This window comes from Mesorhizobium sp. M0140, from assembly GCF_040322475.1.
GTDB lineage: Bacteria > Pseudomonadota > Alphaproteobacteria > Rhizobiales > Rhizobiaceae > Mesorhizobium.
On sequence record NZ_JAMYTM010000020.1, the window covers coordinates 85,315 to 105,705 of the forward strand.

Annotated in this window: 18 protein-coding genes and 1 tRNA gene; 5 read left to right on the forward strand and 14 right to left on the reverse strand. The window is 63.2% G+C overall.

Features of this window, described 5'->3' with window-relative positions:
- Positions 1-19 precede the first annotated feature (19 nt).
- The 3 genes from NKJ37_RS20375 to NKJ37_RS20385 are packed head-to-tail and all read right to left on the reverse strand — an operon-like array spanning position 20 to position 1,707.
- Positions 20-601, reverse strand: a complete 582-nt coding sequence (locus tag NKJ37_RS20375) for a cob(I)yrinic acid a,c-diamide adenosyltransferase (RefSeq protein WP_127270629.1) — start codon at positions 599-601, stop codon at positions 20-22.
- A gap of 22 nt (positions 602-623) precedes the next feature.
- Positions 624-815 carry a twin transmembrane helix small protein gene (locus NKJ37_RS20380; protein ID WP_013529428.1) on the reverse strand — a complete coding sequence of 64 codons (192 nt, stop codon included), beginning with the start codon at positions 813-815 and terminating at the stop codon, positions 624-626.
- 25 nt (positions 816-840) lie between these two features.
- The gene (locus tag NKJ37_RS20385) at positions 841-1,707 is read right to left on the reverse strand and encodes an SDR family oxidoreductase (RefSeq protein WP_352774822.1); all 867 of its coding nucleotides are present in this window, start codon (positions 1,705-1,707) and stop codon (positions 841-843) included.
- Positions 1,708-1,762: 55 nt separating this feature from the next.
- On the opposite strand from NKJ37_RS20385, the gene NKJ37_RS20390 reads away from it, so the two are divergent.
- The gene (locus NKJ37_RS20390) at positions 1,763-2,614 is read left to right on the forward strand and encodes a YihY/virulence factor BrkB family protein (protein WP_127270626.1); all 852 of its coding nucleotides are present in this window, start codon (positions 1,763-1,765) and stop codon (positions 2,612-2,614) included.
- Between the two features lie 110 nt (positions 2,615-2,724).
- On the opposite strand, the gene NKJ37_RS20395 is transcribed toward NKJ37_RS20390, so the two are convergent.
- Together NKJ37_RS20395 and gluQRS are read right to left on the reverse strand one after the other, a co-directional pair.
- Positions 2,725-3,621 (reverse strand): DMT family transporter, encoded by an 897-nt coding sequence (locus tag NKJ37_RS20395; protein WP_128290172.1) that lies wholly within the window; start codon positions 3,619-3,621, stop codon positions 2,725-2,727.
- Positions 3,622-3,761: 140 nt separating this feature from the next.
- Positions 3,762-4,637: a tRNA glutamyl-Q(34) synthetase GluQRS gene (gluQRS, locus tag NKJ37_RS20400; protein WP_352774861.1), complete on the reverse strand. Its 876-nt coding sequence runs from the start codon at positions 4,635-4,637 to the stop codon at positions 3,762-3,764.
- Positions 4,638-4,710: 73 nt separating this feature from the next.
- Between gluQRS and NKJ37_RS20405 the strand changes: the two genes are divergently transcribed.
- Complete coding sequence (locus NKJ37_RS20405) at positions 4,711-5,352, forward strand: DNA-3-methyladenine glycosylase family protein (RefSeq protein ID WP_352774824.1); 642 nt, start codon at positions 4,711-4,713, stop codon at positions 5,350-5,352.
- A gap of 127 nt (positions 5,353-5,479) precedes the next feature.
- A complete protein-coding gene (locus NKJ37_RS20410) occupies positions 5,480-6,037 on the forward strand; it encodes an HNH endonuclease (protein WP_006328497.1) in 558 nt (185 codons plus the stop codon).
- A gap of 390 nt (positions 6,038-6,427) precedes the next feature.
- On the opposite strand, the gene NKJ37_RS20415 is transcribed toward NKJ37_RS20410, so the two are convergent.
- Together NKJ37_RS20415 and NKJ37_RS20420 are read right to left on the reverse strand one after the other, a co-directional pair.
- Positions 6,428-6,946 carry a disulfide bond formation protein B gene (locus NKJ37_RS20415; RefSeq protein WP_352774826.1) on the reverse strand — a complete coding sequence of 173 codons (519 nt, stop codon included), beginning with the start codon at positions 6,944-6,946 and terminating at the stop codon, positions 6,428-6,430.
- A 34-nt stretch (positions 6,947-6,980) separates the two neighbouring features.
- A complete protein-coding gene (locus tag NKJ37_RS20420; RefSeq protein ID WP_023811139.1) occupies positions 6,981-7,568 on the reverse strand; it encodes a YqaA family protein in 588 nt (195 codons plus the stop codon).
- 276 nt (positions 7,569-7,844) lie between these two features.
- Between NKJ37_RS20420 and NKJ37_RS20425 the strand changes: the two genes are divergently transcribed.
- Positions 7,845-7,929: transfer RNA gene (locus NKJ37_RS20425), tRNA-Leu, on the forward strand.
- A gap of 172 nt (positions 7,930-8,101) precedes the next feature.
- Here NKJ37_RS20425 and NKJ37_RS20430 read toward each other — a convergent pair.
- The 5 genes from NKJ37_RS20430 to secA form a co-directional block, all read right to left on the reverse strand.
- The gene (locus NKJ37_RS20430) at positions 8,102-9,382 is read right to left on the reverse strand and encodes a glycosyltransferase family 9 protein (RefSeq protein ID WP_352774828.1); all 1,281 of its coding nucleotides are present in this window, start codon (positions 9,380-9,382) and stop codon (positions 8,102-8,104) included.
- Positions 9,383-9,577: 195 nt separating this feature from the next.
- Positions 9,578-10,882, reverse strand: a complete 1,305-nt coding sequence (locus NKJ37_RS20435; protein WP_352774829.1) for a coiled-coil domain-containing protein — start codon at positions 10,880-10,882, stop codon at positions 9,578-9,580.
- A gap of 228 nt (positions 10,883-11,110) precedes the next feature.
- A complete protein-coding gene (locus tag NKJ37_RS20440; RefSeq protein ID WP_352774831.1) occupies positions 11,111-12,391 on the reverse strand; it encodes a GNAT family N-acetyltransferase in 1,281 nt (426 codons plus the stop codon).
- On the reverse strand, positions 12,391-13,791 hold the full coding sequence (locus tag NKJ37_RS20445; protein ID WP_352774833.1) for a lipopolysaccharide biosynthesis protein: 1,401 nt from the start codon (positions 13,789-13,791) through the stop codon (positions 12,391-12,393). Before NKJ37_RS20445 ends, NKJ37_RS20440 begins: the two co-directional genes overlap by 1 nt.
- A 352-nt stretch (positions 13,792-14,143) precedes the next feature.
- Positions 14,144-16,876: a preprotein translocase subunit SecA gene (gene secA / locus NKJ37_RS20450; RefSeq protein WP_352774835.1), complete on the reverse strand. Its 2,733-nt coding sequence runs from the start codon at positions 16,874-16,876 to the stop codon at positions 14,144-14,146.
- Between the two features lie 268 nt (positions 16,877-17,144).
- On the opposite strand from secA, the gene NKJ37_RS20455 reads away from it, so the two are divergent.
- The gene (locus NKJ37_RS20455) at positions 17,145-18,062 is read left to right on the forward strand and encodes a peptidylprolyl isomerase (protein WP_352554403.1); all 918 of its coding nucleotides are present in this window, start codon (positions 17,145-17,147) and stop codon (positions 18,060-18,062) included.
- 66 nt (positions 18,063-18,128) lie between these two features.
- Here NKJ37_RS20455 and NKJ37_RS20460 read toward each other — a convergent pair whose 3' ends face one another.
- Positions 18,129-18,728 (reverse strand): TetR/AcrR family transcriptional regulator, encoded by a 600-nt coding sequence (locus NKJ37_RS20460; protein WP_352774837.1) that lies wholly within the window; start codon positions 18,726-18,728, stop codon positions 18,129-18,131.
- A 303-nt stretch (positions 18,729-19,031) separates the two neighbouring features.
- Complete coding sequence (locus NKJ37_RS20465) at positions 19,032-20,261, reverse strand: caspase family protein (RefSeq protein WP_352774839.1); 1,230 nt, start codon at positions 20,259-20,261, stop codon at positions 19,032-19,034.
- Positions 20,262-20,391: the final 130 nt, after the last annotated feature.

The window sequence follows — 20,391 nt, forward strand, 5'->3', positions numbered from 1 at the left end:
CCTCTTCCGCTTTCGACAATCAGCGGTTCTTGCCGGGAACCCATAGCACGTCGGCGTTTCCGTTGTCATTGACCGCCCGGGCGGCGACAAACAGGAAATCCGAGACCCGGTTGATGTATTTCAGACCGTCGCGGTTGACGTGCTCGTCCGGATCCTGGGCAAGGGCCACGATCAGCCTTTCGGCCCGCCGCGCCACGGTGCGGGCAAGGTGAAGTGCCGCCGCTGCCGGCGTGCCGCCATTGAGCACGAAGGATTTGAGCGGCTGAAGCTCCTTGTTGAGAAGGTCGATGTCCTTTTCGACCCGGTCGGTCTGCACGGCGACGATGCGAAGCGGCTCATAGCCGAGCGGCTTGCCGTCGTCGGGCACGGCGAGATCGGCGCCGAGGTCGAAGAGATCGTTCTGGATGCGGGAAAGCATGGCGTCGATCGCGGGATGGATCGCGGCCGTGTGGACCCGGGCGATGCCGATGCAGGCATTGGCTTCGTCGACCGTGCCGTAGGCGTCTACCCGCAGGTCGGATTTCAGCCGCCTCTCGCCGGTGCCGAGACCCGTGGTGCCATCATCGCCGGTGCGGGTGTAGATCTTGTTGAGCTTGACCATTTCGCCTCCCCGCCGACATCCCTCACTTGCGGGTGAAATACACCGCAAGCAGGATCAGCACCAGCGCCACGGCCTGCAGCATGACGCGCGCCTGCATCAGCTTGTTCGATGTGACGCCGGAGCCGCCGCGCATCATATTGATGAGGCCACGAACAAGCACGACCGCAACGGCGACCATGACCAGAATGGCGAGAATGTTGAAGACGGTTGCCATTGTTTCGTTCCAGTTGTTTTGGCGTTCAGGCGCGTTTGGCCATCAGGCGGTAAAGCATCGATGCCGGCAGGATGCGTTTGAGCACCGCACCGATTCTGGCCGGCAATGTTACCACATAGTGCGGTCGCGGGCGCCGCGACAGAAGTGCATGGCGCAGCGCCGCATGAACGACTTCCGGCCCTGGCTTCAAGGCCGATTGGCTGCCGCCGGCCCGCAGCCGTTCGAGTTGCGCCGCATAGTCCACGCGGTGCACGGAATTTTCGTGGTCGATGTTGCTGAGAAACCAAATGAGGCCATTGCTGGCGATCTTCGACTTCACCGGCCCCGGCTCGATCAGCGAAACGTGGACGCCGCTGCCGGCCAGTTCCTGGCGCTGGCAGAGCATCAAGGCCTCCAGTGCATGCTTCGACGCGGAATAGGCGCCGCGAAAGCGCACCGGGACGAGGCCAAGGATCGACGAGCAATGGACGATGCGGCCCTGACCCTGGCGACGCATCACCGGCACCAGTCGGCGGGTCAAATCATGCCAGCCGAAGAAATTCGCCTCGAACTGCTGCTTGAGCGCCGCAACGGGCAGATCCTCGACGGCGCCCGGCTGGGCATAGGCGCCGTTGTTGAACAGGGCATCGAGCCGGCCGCCGGTGCGGTCGAGCACCGCCGTCACCAGCGCGGCGATGGACTCCGGCTCGCAATAATCGAGATAGAAGGCCTCGATGCCATCGGCTTCGAGCGCGGCGATGTCCTGCGGCTTGCGCGCCGTTGCGAACACCCGCCAGCCTTCCGCCTTCAACGCGCGGGCGCAGTACGCTCCTATTCCCGAAGACGCACCGGTGATGATAATCGAGCGCAACTTCTGCGCCGGACTGTTCGTGGTTTCGCCAAGGGTTGCCATTTGCCGCAATCCCTTCCCATATTCCCGGCGTGGAGACAATTGGAGGGCGCGGTTCTTGTTGCGGAAGATCGTAGCCCTCAAGCGGGTCCTCTACGACGCGCTTGGCCATTTCAACACCGATGACGGCTGGGCGATGGCCAGTCATCTGGCGATCACATCGCTGATGGCACTGTTCCCGTTCCTGATCTTCGCGACGACCCTGGCGAGCTTCCTCGGCGCGCAGGCGTTCTCCGACACCGCCGTGCATCTGGTCTTCGACACCTGGCCCGAACAGATCGCCAAGCCGATCGCGCGCGAAGTGCTCAACGTGCTGACCGTCCGGCGCACCGACCTTTTGACCTATGGCGTGGTGCTTGCTGCCTATTTTGCGTCGAACGGCATCGAGGCGCTGCGCACGTCGCTCAACCGCGCCTATCGCGTTTCGGAAACGCGCGGCATCATCTACCGCCGGGTGCAGAGCATCATCTTCGTTCTCATCGCCACGGCCGGTTTCCTGGCGATCAGCGTGCTCCTGGTGTTCGCGCCGCTGCTGGCGCGGATCGCCGAAGCCCATATCGACTGGATCAAGCCCTATATGGGCACCATCACGCTGTGGCGTTACGTCATCGCTTCGGCGGTCATTGTCGGCGGATTGTTTGCCGTGCATTTCTGGCTGCCGGCGGGCAAGCGCCGCTTCGTCTCGCTGGTGCCGGGCATCGTCTTCACGCTGGCGGCATGGCTTATCGGTTCGACCATCTTCGCCACCTATCTCGACCACTTCTCGTCCTATGTGACGACCTATGCCGGCCTGGCCTCGATCATGATCGCCGTGGTCTTCCTCTACATGGTCTCGGCAATCTTCATCCTTGGCGGCGAGCTCAATGCCGCGATCAGCCGCTATCTGGAGGCACGTGCGCGGGTGGGATGACAGGTAGAATTGGGGAATTGAAGAACTGAAGAATTGGAGAAAAAGCGGGCCATATCCGGCACTGTCTGTGCTTCTTCCTCAATTCCTCAATTCCTCAATTCCTCAATTCCTCAATTCCTCAATTCCACAGTTCTTCCCTTCGTCTGCCGCGCCGTTGCCAGGCCAACGCCGAATGTGGTGATCGCCATGCCGACGATCTGCAGGGCGTTGAGCTGCTCGTCGAACAGGGCCCATGCGATGACCGCCGTCACCGCCGGCACCAGGTAGAACAGCGACGCCACCTTCGACATCTCCCCGTCGCGGATCATCACCATCAGCAGGAAAATGGCGCCGAGCGACAGCACCAGCACCAGCCAGGCCATGGCGAAGATCAGTTCGCCATTGATGATGACCGTGTGGGTTTCGAAGGCGAGCGAGGCGAGGAGCATCAGCGAACCACCGCCGACATATTGCCACATGGTCGCCGCGACGAGGTCGCCGCCGGAGGCGAAGCGCTTCTGCCAGATGGTGCCGGCGCTCATGCCGAGCACCGAGACCAGCGAGGCGGTCAATGTCGCCGCGGTCACGCCGCCGCCCAGCGCGCCGAGCTTCGGCCACAGCACGATGACGATACCGATGAGGCCGATGCCAAGGCCAAGCCAGTGGCGCGGCAGGATCGCCTCGCCGAGAAACTTACCGGCAAGCACCGCCGTGATCAGTGGCTGCAGGCCGACGATGAGGGCTGAAAAGCCGGCCGGCATGCCCCTGTGGATGGCCCAGAAGACGGCGCCGAGATAGACGCCATGCATCAGGATGCCGGCGCCGGTGGCATGCAGCGCCTCCTGGCGGGTGGCTCTTTTCGAGCCAAGCACAAGCATCAGGACGGCCAGCAGGATAGCAGCGAGGACGAAACGCGCGGCGAGGAAGGTGAACGGTTCCGCCCACGGCATGGCGTAGCGCGCACCGATGAAGCCGGTGGCCCACAAGACGACGAAGGTGGCGGGGATGAACCGCTTGATGCTGTGCATGTTCCGGAGGCCGCCGTACTGGGGAGAGTTGACCGTGGCGCTGCTCTAATGCGCTTCAACCCGACGCGCAAAGCGAAACCATTGATCCATACATCACTGAAATTCAACGGCCGGCGCATTTGGCAGGTGATCTCGCCTGGTCAAAGCCCGACCGTCCGTCTGATGTCATCAGGTGATGCGCCGGCATGACGCAGCGCGGCAAGACCGGTGTCACGGAGGCTCTTCGACAGCTTTCGGCCGTCGGGTCCGAGGATGAGGCGATGATGGAAATAGGCCGGTTGCGGCAGCCCCAGGAGTTGCTGCAGCAGGCGCTGCACGCCGGTGGCGGAAAACAGGTCCTGGCCGCGCACGACGTGGCTGACGCCTTGCAGCGCATCGTCCATGACGACGGCGAGGTGGTAGCTGGTCGGGATGTCACGGCGCGCCAAGATCACGTCGCCCCAGTCCTGCGGGCGGGCTTCGACGGAGCGCGTCGTGGAAAGCGTCTCGTCGGAATACTCTGTCCAAGACAGGTCCTTGCCGACACGCGCCATGGCGGCCTCGACATCCAGCCGCCAGGCGAAGGGCGCATTCTCGGTTATCCGCCGCTGGCGTTCCTTCAGCGGCAGCGCCTTGTCCACGGCGGGGTAGAGCGGCACGCCATCGGGATCGCGCGGCCAGTCGCGCCCACGCTTTTCGCTGTCGGTGATGAAGGCGCGGATCTCGCCACGGCTCATGAAGGCGGGGTAGACGAGTTCCTCCGCGATCAACCGCTCGAGCACCGCCTGGTATTCGGCGAAATGCTCGGACTGGCGGTGCACCGGCTCTTCCCAGCCAAGCCCCAGCCATTTCAGGTCGGCCAGCACGCCGGCCTCGAATTGCGGCGTGCAGCGCGTCGTGTCGATATCCTCGATGCGCAGCAGCAGGCGTCCGTCCGCCCGTGCCGCCAGCTTCTGGTTGAGCAGCGCCGAATAGGCGTGGCCGAGATGCAGGTCGCCGTTGGGGCTGGGCGCGAAGCGGAATGTCAGGAGTGTCATCTCTCCGGCGGCAATCATGTTTTGCGGCGCTTCGCCAATTGCTACCCTGTCGACGGTCGAGGAACAAGAAAGCATGCGCCGTATCGTGACATCAGACGACATTGCCCGGGGGCTCGATGCGCTTTGCGTGATCGACCCGCGCCTGGAAAAGGTGCGCGGCATGGCCGGCGAGGTGCCACTGCGGCTGTCCGAGCCGGGGTTTCGAAGCCTGGCGTCGATCGTCGTTTCGCAGCAGGTGTCCCGCGCCAGTGCCGACGCGATCTTCGGCCGGCTGACCAAGCTTGTCGATCCGCTGACGCCGCAGGCGATCCTGGCCGCCGGCGAGGACATGTTTCGCGAAGCCGGCCTGTCGCGGCCCAAACAGCGCGGCCTGATCGCTGTTGCCCAGGCCGTGGTCGACGGCCTCGACCTTCATCACCTCTGTTTGCTCGATGCCGAGGAGGCGATCACGACGATGACGGCGGTGTCCGGCATCGGCCCGTGGACGGCGGAAGTGTATCTCTTATTCGCCGCCGGGCATCCCGACATTTTCCCCGCGCGCGACGTCGCGCTGCAGAGCGCGGTCGGCCACGCGCTCGGCATCGAGCCGCGTCCGCCGGAGAAAACCCTGATCGCATTGGCCGAATCATGGAGCCCGTGGCGAGGTGTCGCATCGCGGCTTTTCTGGTCCTATTATCGCGAAACCAGAGGGCGGGACGCCGCGCCGCCGGCTTGATCCACGAAAAATCATAAAAATCATGCATTTTTGGCGCTTCAGCGACGCGACAATCCGCTTCACATCCCTGTCATGTCGGGCTTACAGTATCTGCGCCGTTCGGGTCTAGAACCAAGGAGGTGAACACGTGACGGTTGCCGTATCTCCGGATGGGCTTCCAGCACTGGTGCTGAATGCGGATTACCGTCCGCTCAGCTATTACCCCTTGTCGCTCTGGTCGTGGCAGGATGCCATCAAGGCGGTGTTCCTCGACCGGGTGAACATCGTCGCCGAATACGAGCACGCCGTCTCCTCGCCGACCTTCTCGATGAAGCTGCCGAGCGTGGTCAGCCTGAAGGCCTATGTGAAGCCGTCCAGGCACCCGGCCTTCACCCGCTTCAATGTCTTCCTGCGCGATCGCTTCCAGTGCCAGTATTGCGGCACGCCGGAGGATCTGACCTTCGATCACGTCATCCCCCGCCATCGCGGCGGCGCGACGACATGGGAGAATGTCGTTGCCGCCTGCTCGCCCTGCAATCTGAGGAAGGGCGGCATGATGCCGGCGCATGCCAAGATGTGGCCGCTGCAGAAGCCTTTCCAGCCGACGGTGCACGATCTGCACAACAATGGCCGCCTGTTCCCGCCCAACCATCTGCATGAGAGCTGGATGGATTATCTGTACTGGGATGTCGAACTCGAACCCTGAGATCGTTCGAGAATTCGGGAGGCTGGCCGTCTGGAGCAATTGTCTGCGCTTCCGATGCTCACATGCCTACCAGACCTGACACTTTCCGATATCGGGCCAGCTCGGTCGCGCTCACTTATCAGCGTTTTCGCGTTTAAGGACCGGCTTCCCCCACTCCGTCTCGGCTTCGCCGAGCCACCTCTCCCCCCTCCGGAGGGAGAGGAAGGGAGCCTCTCTCGGAGGAGCGCTGGCTACAACAGGTTCGCGCCCTTCCTCTACCCCGTCGATCGGGGGAGAGGTGGCTCGGCGAAGCCGAGACGGAGTGGGGGTCGACCTGGCTCGGACGTCGAAGCCGCGCCACCCGAGTCAGCCCGACGAATTTTTGCGCGAACCCTGCGTCGCGCTGCTCAATCAGTCGCGGGTGAGGGCGCCGCGGAAGGCTATGGCGGCGAGGATCAGGCTGGCGATGGCGTTCCAGCCGGCCAGCGACAGGCCAAGGATGCGCAAGGCGGCTTTGTCGCAGGACGGCGGCACGAATTTGTCGAGCGCGTCGAGCACGCCCTTGCCGCCGGTGTCGACCGGCCCGGCGCCTGCGGTACAATCGGTCGGGCCGGCCCACCACTGCCATTCGACGCCGGAGTGGTAGACGCCGAGATAGAGGCCGTAGAGCATCAGGATGCCGCCGACGGCCAGCAGGCCGCGCGTCAGCCAGCTGGGTGCGTGCAGCATCGATGCAATCACCGCCAGCACCATCAGCGGCACGCCGATATAATAGGGCGTGCGCTGTTCGAGGCAGAGGTGGCAGGGGATGTAGCCGCCGAGATACTGGAAGGCGAGCGCCGAGCCGACGGTGGCGGCCATGGCGACGGCGAGGAACAAGGCGGTTAGCGTCCGCTGGCGTCCGGTGTCGGCATTCATGGTCGCTGTCATTTCAATCGGTCCGTCCGGCTCGCAATGGTTCTGTTCAGAACGCGTATTTGACCAGGATATAGAGCAAAATCAGGGCAGCCGCGCCGGCGCCGGCGATGAGGCCGAGGCGCTTTTCGATGAATTCGCGGATCGGTTCGCCATAATGGCGCAGCAGCCAGGCGAGCAGCAGGAAACGGCCACCGCGGGCCACGATCGCCAGCACCACGAACAACAGCAAATTGACGCCGATGACGCCGGACAGGATCGTCACCACCTTGATCGGCGGCAGGTGGGCAGCGCCCGACGTGATCAGCATCAGGACGATGAAGCCGACGCCTGCCCCCGCGCGCAGCGCTTCGAACTCGTCGTACTTGCCGTAGAATTCGAGGATCGGCCTCGCCACGGCGTCATAGGCGTAGTGGCCGATGAACCAGCCGGCGATGCCGCCCAGCACCGAGGCGACGGTGGCGATCAGCGCATAGCGGTAGGCGCGATCCGGCCGCGACAGCGCCATCGGCAGATAGAGCACGTCGGCCGGCACCAGGAACACCGAGCTCTCGACGAAAGCGATGAAGGCCAGCCACCATTCGGCGGATTTGCGGGCCGCCAGCGACAAGGTCCAGTCGTAAAGTCCGCGAAGCATCGGCACTCCTAATGCGTGTCGTTCCATTGCGCAGGCAGGTTGGGGTGTAACGGCATGCACACAACAAAGACCCAGAGCACGCCATCCGTCCCCGCAGACGTGCCGCGCTTTGATGCGCCGCCTGTCTAGAAAGATTTTCCGCGCTGCACAATGGCAGCCCCGTCACGAAATCGAAAGGCGCAGTTTGGTCGCATCTTGAGAGCGCCGGAGAATTGGCCAGTTGACGAACAGGCCTCCAACCGTATAGTCCCGCGCCATCCAGGCCGCCCGGCCTGAGCCCCTATGGCGGAATTGGTAGACGCGCTCGACTCAAAATCGAGTTCCGCAAGGAGTGCTGGTTCGATTCCGGCTAGGGGCACCACCCTTCACTCTTCGGGCTTCGGGTGGGACAATTTAGCCTGTGTTTGTTTTGGGATCCGCTTGTGCGCGGCAGCGCCGGCGTTGCGTTTCCGGTTGGCCTTTTTCGTGTAGCGTGGTCTGCTGTTTCCCCATTGCTAACGCGTGCCGGCACTGGTTCGTCTGCAGGTGCCGCTTCAGCCTGATCGGCGCTTTTCGCTCAACAGAACTCGCAGATGCGGTAACGCTGCATGCGCCACCGCCTTGGGTGGTTGTGTGAACATGCAAGGCGGTTCCGCAGCGCCTAGAAGGCAGGTCTTTTGCCAATCCAATGTAAGGGACCAACAACCGCCGCAGACACGGGGGGCAATATTGATATTGTTCGGGTAGGCGTAATAGCCGATCGGCGTTGGACCGAAAACGACACAACACGGCGTCCCTACACAGCTTGCGATATGAACAAGCCCCCCCTCCATGTCGAAATGCATGGACGAGTTCGCAAGAACGGAGGTGATTTGCGGCTGTGTTGTCTTGGAAGAAAGGTTGTAGTCGGCCGAACTGAGGGTGCCTCCTACCACGCCGACTTGGACAACCGGAAGATCCGGCAACTGCGCCTTCACCTCCTTCACAACATCATCCAAGAACGGATAATCTCGCGTAGCTCGAGGGCGACCTGACTCCTCGTTGAAGGAATTATGGACGGTAATGTAGGGTTTATGGTCCAGACCCAAGCTTTGAACCAAGGACGCATCCTCAGGTAGCGGATATTGATGGCCGCCAAAGGGCACACCGCTGACATGGTTCAGAAAGGTGTCTCGCCTCACGTTCTGAAATTGGGCTACAAGTGCTGGATGAAAGTCCAAATGAGGATGCGCATCGATCGCATGCGAAAACATCTTCCGATACGGTGCGATGCTTTGCAGCATTGCTAAAAGCTCCGGCCACCGTTCGGCAGCGGCAGAACTCATGTGCACAAGATCTACGGTATGTGTGATCTGCAGGACAAGAATATATCGACGCGTGACCCACGTAAATACGCGTCTCGGAGCTTCAATGAAAGTTACATCCGGTAGAGGCTCGTAGAGCCAGCCCATTCCGCCCGTTACGGAATAGACGTCGATTTTTGCGTGGCCAAAATGGCTCAGCAGATCGCGAATAAACCGGACGGCCACGATATGGTCGCCCATGCCGCCTGTTACACGAATAGCAATGCTGTCTCGTCGTTCTACATTGATCGCTAGATGAAGTGCTAACGCCGCATTCTTGAAGCCGTTGCGCGTCCTGCGTGACAAGCGCGTAAGGCCTCGATCTTGCCTACTCATGGCGATTCCTAAGCTTTGACGTTGAACATTCTTCCAAGCGGTATCTACGCCGCCGCCGCTCCAGATGCTATCCAAGGGCATGGAGCGCTCGGCGACGCAATGGGTCGAGACGGGACTGATGGCGAGGAGACCTGCGGCAGCCATTTCATTTTTCATGGCTCGGAATCCTCGCTCTGGCAGGGATCAAGACGCTTGCTGAGGGCATCCACAGACAGGACACCGTTGGAATGCACTCGACGTTTCGACGGCCTCGAGTTCGGTGTGCCAGAAGGGCGGCGGCGTCATGCCGATCACCAACACGTCCGTCGGCTCGACGTGGTCACCTGCGTACCGATATGCCTCAGCAGGCGGTCAAGACGCTTTGCGCGTCGCGGTGGGATCGCCGTCATTGGCCGCGCCAAGCGCGCCAGATGCCAGCAATTCGTCGAATGTCCGTTCGAGATCGGCATTGTCACCCGCTGCCGGTCCGCTGGGCCGATCCTGGCGTGTCAGCGTTTCCAGCCTGTGGTGAAGCTGGCGGTTCTCATCGCGGCAACGGGCATGCGCGAGTTCGTCGGTCATGCCGCGCAAGCGGAGATCGGCGAGTTGAACCTTCACCGCGCCATAGTCTCGGCGCGCCGCGTCGCGCTCCTGGCGCAACGTCGCAATCTCGGCTTCCGAGGTTTGGCGCCGATGCTCGGCCACGTCCTCGGCGCGCTTTCCGACACTCGGCGTCGCGCGGACCACGCTTTGATCGGCGGCGCTGCGCTGGAGCGAGCGCAACCTCTTTTCAAGTTCGACGGCCCGTAACTGCGCGGCGGCGGCGCAATCGCCGAGAACGCCGCGCTGATGCTCGACCGTGGACAGCCGCACCTGCAGGTCCTGCTGCACCAGCATCTGCGCAGACAGTTTGCCGGTCAGTCTTTCGTTGTGGAGCTGGTAATCCGCGACCTTGGAACGAAGCAGCATGGCGGCCTGTTGCAAGCTGGCGAGCCGCGATGCGACGTCTTCACGCGCCTGCTCGGCGGCTTGCCTAGCGATGGTCTCGTCGCGGAGTTGCCCCGACATGCGCGCCAGGTTCCGTCCCAGGCGCTCGACCTCGACATTCGCCTCGAGGAACCGTGTTGCGCGCTGGCCGGCATGCCTGTCCGCCTGCGCAATGGTCTGCCGTGCCCTGTTGAGTTGGACCTCCAGGTCGGCGATGGTCTTGCTCGCGATCGATAGCTCGCGCGATTTTCGCCCAAGCTCTTTCGAGGTGCGATCCTGCAAGCGCTGCAGCTTCGCCACCTCTTCCTGCAATTCCCATTTGTCGGTATCGGGAGCGTCGGCATCGTGCGTTTGCGCATCAAGCCTGCCCACATCGTGGTCAACCAACGACCACGCCAAGTCGTCAACGGCACGTGGATCCAGCCTATCGTTGGACAAGGGCGAGGAGCCGCGCATGGCGCGGGCCTGGCTCGAGCCCGTCCGGGTCGAAGTCGAGCCGAGGGAGGCGGCCAGCGTGTCTGACTGGGCCAATCCGGTCACAGGCTCCTCTTCGAAGAGAGGCAAAGCTTGATGCGTTGCGGCTCGAATGCTTCGAATCAGTTCTTCGAAGTCTTCGTCGGCCCTTCGGACAACGGCGCTGTCCTCCGCACTGATGTGCCGGGCGCCGTTGGCCTCATGATTCAGCGACATTTCTCTCTCATCGCTACCGAATCACTAGATTATCGTGAATTAAGAACAAGAATGCGAGTAGGTCTTATCGGTTTTCACTGGAAATTTCTGCGAGAAATCTCGTTTTTTTATAAGCAGAGATCAATATTCGCGTTTGCCTGCTGGCAACCGAAGTAAATTCCCGGTCACCCACCCGTCAAATATTGCAGCGAAGATGTGCCATTCTCCAGAATCGCACCCTGCCTTTTCTCAGCGCCGCCCCAGCAAGCTCTTCATCCGGTTGCGCAGCAGGCGGGCCATGTTGCGGGTCTCGCGGTAGAGGTGCAGTTGCGAGGCGGCCTGGCGGGTGAGGCGGTCGGCGTCCGGCGCCAGGCCGATCACCAGCGTGCCCATCGGCTTGCGCTCGGCCCACAGCCGGCTCATCACCGGATGGTCGGGCACCGCGCAGGAATCGGTCATCATGATGTTGGGATCGTCGAGATGCTGCCTGGTCACCTCGATCATCAGCAGCGTGCCGGGCGAATAGCTGGCCAGCGTCTCGTCATAGGCCGTCTTCCAGGTATAGGCGACGCCGGCTTCGACGAAGACGATCAGGCAGGCGATGGTGCGGCCGTCGAGCGTCAGCGAATGGATGCGGCACATGTCCTGTTCGGCCAGCCGGTGCACGGCTTCGCGGGCGAAGGCGGCGCGGAAGCGGTCGATCGCCATGGCGGTGCGTTCGCGGCCTTTCCAGCCGGCCGCTTCCAGCGACAGGAAGCCTTCGATTGCATGGCGGATGTCTTCGGGGCCGCGCGCCACGACATGCTCAAGTTTGCCAAGGTCGCCAAGGCGCCGCTTCAGGCGGCGGAACTCGCGATAATGGTGCGAGCGCAGCGAGGCCTTCAGATAATCGTCTCCATCGAGCTTGCTCTCCAGCGCCGGGCGCTGGCTCTGGCCGGTGGTGACCAGCGTCAGGCCGCGCGCCTCGGCCACGGTGGCAAGCAGGCTCGCCACCGGGCCATCGAGCCGGACATCGGCCAGGACGAACACTTTCGGCAGTTTGAGGTGCGGGCGCGACAGCATCGAGAAGAAGTCCTCGACGACGCCGACCGGATCGTCGCGGTCGACCAGCGGCGTGCCGAGCGGACCGAACGGGCTCGACCATGTGCGCATGACCGGAACGCCGAGCGGCACCACCGGCCGTTCCACCGAGAACGGCACCAGAAGGCGCAGCCGGTTGCGGTATTCGTCGCCGTCGCGGATGACCGCCAGCCGTACCTCGCGATCCTCCAGCCGCGGCATGGCGGGTGCAAGGAAACGCGGGTTGAAGAACACGTTGGGCTCGACCGTGCGGGCGCAGAGATAATCCAGCTCCTCGACCAGGTCGAAACCTGCCGATGCCGGGTAGATGGCGAGCTTGCGCTCGGGCCGGTTGTTGGCGAGGATTTCGATATGGGCGGGGTCGGCGTCGCGGGTCAGCCCGGCAAGGCCCGACACCATGGCGCCGGCGGTGCCGCCGCTGGTTTCCTCAAGCAACGGGATGGCAGCCATCACGCGGCTCCTTTCGGGGCTAAGAAGATGAGCATGGCGATGCCGAGCTTGCGCCACACCGTGAAGGAGAGCGCGCCGGCTTCGAAGATCATGGCAAAGGCGGTGGCCATTGCCGCGCCCCACAGGCCGAACAGCGGGATCAGCACCACATTGAGGGCGATGTTGAAGGCCAGCGTCATGGCATAGACGGCAGCACAGATGTTCTGGTTGCCGCTCATCGTCAGCAGGCTTTCGCAGGGGCCGACGGCGGCCCGCGCCACGACGCCGAAGACAAGCAGGAACAGCAACGGATAGCCGCTGCTGAATTCAGGCCCGAACAGCACCAGCATCGGCTCGCCGAGCGCCAGCACCAGCAGCGCCATCAAGAGCGATGGCCAGAACGTCCACGACACCGTCTCGCGGGCAAAGGCGGCGAGCCTTTGTGGGTCGCCATGGGTGAACTGCGCATAGCGCTGGGCAACGCCGGCCTTGACGGCGAAATAGACGAAATGCACCAGCGCCAGCGTCTTCACCGTGGCGAAGTAGACGGCGACGTCGTTGGGATCCATATAGGCGCCGACCATCAGCACGTCGGCATTGGTCAGCAGGAAGAAGAAGCTCTCGACCAGGAAGATCGGCAGCGAGACGATGAACCACTGCGCGAAATGCACCTTCCTCGGCCCCGCCGGGATCTGCCGTTCCATGCGCTGGGTGACACCGACGAGTTGTCCCAGCGTTGTGGCATAGGTGGCAGCGATCGAGGCGAAGATCGCCGTTTTTGCGTCAGGGGCATAGCCCGCCAGCAGCATCAGCGCCATGAACAGCAGGATCAGCACGGGCCGCACCAGATAGGTCGGCGACAGTGCAAACAGCGCCCAGCTGTTGGCGCGTGCCAGGCCGGACAAAAGGTCGGACATGGCGATCATCGGCAGGCAGATGATGCCGAGGATGAACGGGACCACATAGTAACTTTCGATCCAGGGTGCTGCCAGCCAGACGCCGAGCGCGCCGAGCCCGGCAATCAGCGTGGAGGCGATCAGCACGAACAGACGGCTGGCCAGCACGATGCCGCGCAGCTCATCCATCAAGCCGCGCTCGCGATATTCGGGAATGTAGCGGATGACGGAGGTGTGGAAGCCCAGGCAGGCGAGGTTTCCGACGATGACCATCGTTACCCAGACGAGGACGAAGATGCCGTACTCGAACGAGCCCATCCAGCGCGCCATCAGCACCTGGCTGACGAAGGCGATGACGGCGCTGACGATGCGGATGGAGAAGGCGATGACCGACATGCGGCCGGCCTCGCCGCGCTCGTCGGCGGTGAACAGCACGGCATCGATGCGGCCAAGCAACGGCCCCATGCGCAGCGCCCAACGCTGCGGCAAGAACCGCCCGGCAGTCGTGGCCGCGGAAAAGCGCACCCCGATTTCTCTCCGTTTTCCGCTTCTTTTCAGGGTTCTGTGTAGCGGAGACACATTAAGAAAACGTGGGTGGGGAGCCCCCTTCGCCCCGTCACTATACGGGGAGAAGGTGCCGGCAGGCGGATGAGGGGCGGCGCTGGCGGTGGGAGATCGGGCTGTGCGCGACAAGACGCGCTATGCGCGACTTCGCGCGGGCAAATGGTGGGTCGAGCCGACAAGGGCGTGTTTGCGGTCGCCGGCGAAGCGGCCTTCGCCGGATTTTAGCGGCCCGCAAACGCCGGCGCCGCCCCTCATCCGGCCCTGCGGGCCACCTTCTCCCCGTGAACGGGGAGAAGGGAAGGAAGAAGCGCCCTTACGCGAACGCCCCGTGGCAGTGCTTGTACTTCTTCCCCGAACCGCAGGGGCAGGCTTCGTTGCGGCCGACTTTGCCCCAGGTGGCCTGGTTGTTGGGGTCGCGGTCTTCGGGGGCGACGATGGCGGTTGTCTCCGGGCGGACCAGGAGGGCGGTCTCGCCGCCTTCGAAGTCGTTCTCGCCGGTGGTGCCGTCGATATGGGTGCCGAACATATCGGGGGCTTCCGGAGGCGGCGCTTCGGCGGCCTGGCGGACCAGTTCGACGCGCATCAGCTGCGCGGTGACGGCCTGGCGCAGATTGCCCAGCATGGCCTGGAACAGCTCGAACGCTTCGCCCTTGTACTCCTGCAGCGGATCGCGCTGGGCGTAGCCGCGGAAGCCGACGACCGAACGCAGATGGTCGAGATTGACGATGTGCTCGCGCCACAGATGGTCGAGCGTCTGCAGCACAACCGAGCGCTCGACATAGTTCATCACCTCGGGGCCAAAACGCTCGGCGCGCTCCTTGGCGGCGGCTTCGGCGGCCTGCCCGATGCGCTCGCGGATGTCGTCCTCGGCGATGCCCTCTTCCTTGGCCCAGTCCTCGACCGGCAGGTCGAGGTTCAGGAACTCGGCGATCTCGGCCTTCAGCCCGGCAACGTTCCACTGCTCGGCATAGGCGTTTTCGGGAATGGCCTTGGCGACGATCTCGTCGATGACGCCTTCGCGCATTTCGGCGATCGTTTCGGAGAGGCCCTCGCCGTCCATCAGCTCGATGCGCTGCTCGAACACCACCTTGCGCTGGTCGTTGGAGACGTCGTCATATTTCAGAAGGTTCTTGCGGATGTCGAAGTTGCGCGCCTCGACCTTCTTCTGCGCTTTTTCCAGCGCCTTGTTGATCCACGGATGGATGATCGCCTCGTCTTCCTTGAGGCCGAGCTTCTGCAGCATGCCGTCCATGCGCTCGGAGCCGAAGATGCGCATCAGATCGTCCTGCAGCGACAGGAAGAATTTCGAGCGGCCGGGGTCGCCCTGACGGCCGGAACGGCCGCGCAACTGGTTGTCGATGCGGCGCGATTCGTGGCGTTCGGTGGCCAGCACGTAGAGGCCGCCGGCGGCCAGCGCCTTTTCCTTCAGCCGCTCGATGTCGGCAATAATTTCCTTTTCCCGCGCCTCGCGCTCGGGTCCGGTCGGCATGTCGCCGAGTTCATCCTCGATGCGCATCTCGGCATTGCCGCCGAGCTTGATGTCGGTGCCGCGGCCGGCCATGTTGGTGGCGATGGTGATGGCGCCGGGCTTGCCGGCCTGGGCGACGATCGCCGCCTCGCGCTCGTGATGGCGGGCGTTCAGCACTTCAAAATCGGTAAAACCTTCCTTGCGCAGGCGCTCGGCCAGCTGCTCGGACTTTTCGATGGAAGTGGTGCCGACCAGCGTCGGCTGGCCCTTGGCGCTGGCTTCGCGGATCTCCCTGACGATCGCCTTGTATTTCTCCTCGACCGTCCGGTAGACCTCGTCGTCCTCGTCGATGCGCACGACGGGCAGATTGGTCGGAATCTCGGTGACTTCGAGGCCGTAGATGTTGCCGAATTCCTCGGCCTCGGTCAGCGCCGTGCCGGTCATGCCGGACAGCTTCTTGTAGAGGCGGAAATAGTTCTGGAAGGTGACGGAGGCCAGCGTCTGGTTCTCCGGCTGGATCGCCACATGCTCCTTGGCTTCGAGCGCCTGGTGCAGGCCTTCCGAATAGCGGCGGCCCGGCATCATGCGGCCGGTGAACTCGTCGATGATGACGATCTCGCCATTGCGGACGATGTAGTCCTTGTCCTTCTGGAACAGCCGGTGCGCCTTCAGCGCATTGTTGACGTGGTGGACTATGGCGACGTTCTCGACGTCGTAGAGCGACTCGCCCTTGAGCAGGCCGGCGTCGCGCAAAAGGTTCTCGAGCTTCTCGGTGCCTTCCTCGGTGAAGATCGAGGTCTTCTGCTTCTCGTCGATCTCATAATCCTGCGGCTGCAGCTGGATGATGAAGGTGTCGATGGTGTTGTACATTTCCGAACGGTCCTCGAGCGGACCGGAAATGATCAGCGGCGTGCGCGCCTCGTCGACCAGGATGGAATCGACTTCGTCGACGATCGCGTAATTGTGACCGCGCTGCACCATCTGGGCGCGCTCGTATTTCATGTTGTCGCGCAGATAGTCGAAGCCGAGCTCGTTGTTGGTGGCGTAGGTGACATCGGCGGCGTAGGCGGCGCTGCGCTCCTCGTCGGAAAGGCCGTGGACGATGACGCCGACCGAGAGGCCGAGGAACTTGTAGACGCGGCCCATCCATTCGGAGTCGCGGGTGGCCAGATAGTCGTTGACGGTGACGACGTGGACGCCCTTGCCGGCGAGCGCGTTGAGGTAGACCGGCAGCGTCGCGACCAGGGTCTTGCCCTCGCCGGTGCGCATCTCGGCAATGCCGCCATTGTGCAGCACCATGCCGCCGATCAGCTGGACATCGAAGGGGCGCATGCCGAGCACGCGGCGCGCCGCCTCGCGGGCGGTGGCGAAGGCCGGCACCAACATGTCGTCGAGCGTGGCGCCATTGGCGATGTCCTGGCGGAATTTCGCGGTGCGGCCGACCAACTCCTCGTCGGAAAGCGCCCGCATCTCGTTTTCCATGGCGTTGATCGCCTCGACACGAGGCCGGGTCGATTTGACCCGACGGTCATTGGAGGAACCGAAAACCTTACGGGCGAGACCGCCGAGACTGACCATCCAATGGTCCTTTCGATAGAATTCTCAATCTTGAGATGAGCGCCGGCCGGCCCCATCAATTCCACGTGAACACTGGCAAACACATTAGTGAACACTGGCAAACACAAAAAGCGCCCGGAAAACGGTTCTGGACGCAAAGTCGTTGGACAGATAAGAGGGGGCTCAACTGATGTCAACGCCGCGCTGGCCCTGCTGGCTGCGCCAAATTCCGCCACAATCTGGCCGATCTGGAAGCCACCCCTCTTTCAATCCCCACCGGAGTTACCCCATGTCCTTGTTGTTCCGCCGCGCGTCGCTCGCCAGCCTTGGCTTGGCCGTCGGCCTGTCGGCCCTTTCGCTCTCGCCGCTGATGGCGCAGCAAACCGCTCCCGCTCCGGCGGATGCAGCAGCGCCAGCCGCGGCACCGGTCGATCCGAATAAGGTTATCGCCACGGTCAACGGCCAGCCCCTGACCGAAGCAGATCTGGTGCTTGCCGAAGGGGAATTGTCGCAGCAGTTCGCGCAATTGCCGCCCGAGCAGCGCCGTGCCGCCGCCCTTTCGGCTGCCATCGAGATCCGCGTCATGGCCGCCGAGGCGGTCACCACAGGGCTCGACAAGGATCCCGACTTCCAGCGCCGCATGGCTTTCCTGCAGCAGCGCGCGCTGCATGGCGAGATGGTCGAGAAGGGCGTCGTCGACAAGGTCACCGACGCCGAGGTCCGCGCCCGTTACGACCAGGAAATCGCCAACACGCCGCCCACCAATGAGCTGCATGCCCGTCACATCCTCGTGAAGACCAAGGAAGAGGCCGAGGCCATCATCAAGCAGCTCGATGGCGGCGCCGACTTCCAGAAGCTCGCCAACGAGCACACCAGCGATCCCTCGGGCAAGACCAGCGGCGGCGATCTCGGCTGGTTCGGACCTGGCCAGATGGTGCCGGAGTTCGACAAGGCGGCCTCCGCGCTCGAGGTCGGCAAATACACCGAGCAGCCGGTGCAAACGCAGTTCGGCTGGCATGTCATCAAGCTCGAGGACAAGCGCACCAAGCAGCCGCCGGCCTTCGACGACGTCAAGGACCAGGCCAAGCAGGCGGTCATCCGCGACAAGTATTTCGCACTGGTCAAGTCGCTGCGCGCCGGCGCCAAGATCGAGATCCCCGACGCGAACCTGAAGAAGACGGTCGATACGCTGGAAAGCGCCAAGTAAGACTGATAGCTCCTTGAAAAAGGGCGCGGCAGCCAGGGGTTGCCGCGCCCTTTTTCGCTGCCATCTTTACGGGGCGGGCGCCGCTATGCCTCGCATCAGGTAGTTGACCGCCTTGCCGATGGTCGCTTCATCCTCGTCGAGCCGGTTGGTCAACAGATGTCTCCAGGCGAAGGAGGCGATCAGGTCTGCGACAACAGCTGAATCGATGTCGGCCGGGATTTCGCCCTTTGCCTTGGCGCGTTCGATGATCTGGCCGGTATGGGACCGTCGGCCCAGCGAGTAGTCGGCAAGGGCTGCGGCAGCGGTCTCGTCGGACTGGGCCTCGGCGATCAGCGACCGGAACACGCTTCCCGACGATGTCTCGCGCCAGTGGGCGAACAGGTTTTTGAGGAAGCCGACGAGATCCTCCTCCAGCCGCCCGGTATCGGGAACATCGACGCGCTTCTGGCGCTGGTAGACCTCGAGCAGCAACGCCGCCTTGCTCGGCCACCAGCGATAGATGGTGGGTTTGCCGGCGCGGGCCCGCCGCGCCACGGCTTCGATGGAAAAACCGGCATAACCGGCTTCGACCAGCACGGCCTCGGCGGCTTGGAGAATGGCATCGGCGCTGTCGGGGTTGCGCCGCGCACCGATCGATCTGCGCGCCGGATCGGCGTCCTCGGCCATCTCTGTCTCCTCGCCAACACTATCGCCGGCAATATAGGCGACCCGACGCTCAAACGAAACGGCGCGTTTTCAAGCTTCAGGAACGGATGGTAGCGGCAGGGGTTAAGTTTATTCTCTGGAAGTCTACCGGCGTGTCGGTTGGCGAAGCTCCAAAGGCAAAAACCCGCCGGGCGGCGGGTCACTGGCGCAAATCAGCACCATAGGCAAAAATGTAGCATAGCTGCCCTCACCGAGTCAAGAAAAAATTCCTATCGCTATGAGACGCTGCCGGCTTAAATTGCCCGGCTGGCCGTGGGATCACGCCTACTGCATCGCCTGCGATGTCTCGGATTCGATACGCCAGCCGCCGCCGGCCTTGACCAGCCCAAGCGTGACGCGCGCCTTGCCGGTCAGGCGTGCCGCCGACGTGTCCTTTGGAAGATAGTCGTAGCGCATCGCAAAGACTGCCTCGGCGCGATCTTCGCCCTGCGGAGCGACTTCCAGGCTGCCGGCCTCCATGCTTAGCGACCAGGAGGCCCACTGCGCGAACCAGTCGGCCTTGACCTTGACGATGGCGTCGGCGTCGTAGCGGGTTCCGAAGATGATGGCGGATGGGCCGTAGAGCCGTTTGACGGTCTCGCTCATCGCCCTGGTGTCCGGCGTCAGATAGTCCTGGCGCAGGAATTTCTCGATCGATCCCTTGTCGTCGCCGACAGAGCGTTCAAGTGCGGCGACTTCCGTCGAAGGCGCCGGCGCCGCGGCCGGCCTTTGTGGCTCTGCGGGTTGTCCGTCCGAGACGAATTCGAAGCGTTCGAGCAGCGATCCCTGCTCCCAGGGGCGCTGGGTTTCGCGGGTTTGCGAAACCACGTCACGGCGCACCGCGATCATCATGTCGTTGATGCTCTGGCCGGGCTCGGCGATGTGGCGCAGCAGGGCGGCGGCGAAGGGCGAGTTGCGTCCGCTGCCGTCCATGGCGACAGCGCCAGGTGCCGTCGAGAAGGCGATGAACGAGCCGCGCGTCGAATCGAATTGCGCCAGCCCGGCCAGCGCCTTCGCCGAGCGCGTGGTGGCGGTGCGGCTGAGACTGCGGGCAAATGGATTGTTGCGGCAGGCATCGAGAAACACCAGGCTGACCTTGGTCTGCTGTTCCATGATGTCGAGGACTTCGTCGATCGGCACGGCCTCGAGCTGCAGCTTGACCGGTACGTCCAGCCTGGCGTCGACCGGCACGATGTAGTTGCGCCCGTCGACCTGCAGGCCGTGGCCGGCATAGTAGAAAAGCCCGACGCCGGCGCCTTCGAGCGCATCGGAGAACTCACCGATGCTGCGCTCGAGTTCGCGCTTGCCGAGATCATTGCCTTCGATGACATCGAAGCCGATGGAGCGCAGCTTGTCGGCGATGTCGAGGGCGTCGTTCACAGGATTGGCCAGCGTGCCGGCTTCGGCGTAAGTGCCGTTGCCGATGACAAGCGCTACCCGCCGTTGCGGCTGCGCATCCGCGCTCAGCAGCAAAAGTCCCAGAAATGCCCATACAAGGATCGCAAGCCTGCCCATGGGGCAGATCATAACGCCATCGGTCCCGGCGACGCCATCGGATTTGAAATGCAGGCCTAACCTAACCACGAGCGGGTTCGAGCTCCCGGGCAAGAGCGACGAAAACGCCCTTGCGCCCGCGCGGTCTATC

Bases quoted from the DNA above. Each gene is read 5' to 3' on its own strand.
- NKJ37_RS20375 (WP_127270629.1), bottom strand. From the start codon at position 601: ATGGTCAAGCTCAACAAGATCTACACCCGCACCGGCGATGATGGCACC.
- NKJ37_RS20380 (WP_013529428.1), bottom strand. From the start codon at position 815: ATGGCAACCGTCTTCAACATTCTCGCCATTCTGGTCATGGTCGCCGTT.
- NKJ37_RS20385 (WP_352774822.1), bottom strand. From the start codon at position 1,707: ATGGCAACCCTTGGCGAAACCACGAACAGTCCGGCGCAGAAGTTGCGC.
- NKJ37_RS20395 (WP_128290172.1), bottom strand. From the start codon at position 3,621: ATGCACAGCATCAAGCGGTTCATCCCCGCCACCTTCGTCGTCTTGTGG.
- gluQRS (WP_352774861.1), bottom strand. From the start codon at position 4,637: ATGACACTCCTGACATTCCGCTTCGCGCCCAGCCCCAACGGCGACCTG.
- NKJ37_RS20405 (WP_352774824.1), top strand. From the start codon at position 4,711: ATGCGCCGTATCGTGACATCAGACGACATTGCCCGGGGGCTCGATGCG.
- NKJ37_RS20415 (WP_352774826.1), bottom strand. From the start codon at position 6,946: ATGACAGCGACCATGAATGCCGACACCGGACGCCAGCGGACGCTAACC.
- NKJ37_RS20420 (WP_023811139.1), bottom strand. From the start codon at position 7,568: ATGCTTCGCGGACTTTACGACTGGACCTTGTCGCTGGCGGCCCGCAAA.
- NKJ37_RS20430 (WP_352774828.1), bottom strand. From the start codon at position 9,382: ATGAAAAATGAAATGGCTGCCGCAGGTCTCCTCGCCATCAGTCCCGTC.
- NKJ37_RS20435 (WP_352774829.1), bottom strand. From the start codon at position 10,882: ATGTCGCTGAATCATGAGGCCAACGGCGCCCGGCACATCAGTGCGGAG.
- NKJ37_RS20440 (WP_352774831.1), bottom strand. From the start codon at position 12,391: ATGGCTGCCATCCCGTTGCTTGAGGAAACCAGCGGCGGCACCGCCGGC.
- secA (WP_352774835.1), bottom strand. From the start codon at position 16,876: ATGGTCAGTCTCGGCGGTCTCGCCCGTAAGGTTTTCGGTTCCTCCAAT.
- NKJ37_RS20455 (WP_352554403.1), top strand. From the start codon at position 17,145: ATGTCCTTGTTGTTCCGCCGCGCGTCGCTCGCCAGCCTTGGCTTGGCC.
- NKJ37_RS20460 (WP_352774837.1), bottom strand. From the start codon at position 18,728: ATGGCCGAGGACGCCGATCCGGCGCGCAGATCGATCGGTGCGCGGCGC.
- NKJ37_RS20465 (WP_352774839.1), bottom strand. From the start codon at position 20,261: ATGGGCAGGCTTGCGATCCTTGTATGGGCATTTCTGGGACTTTTGCTG.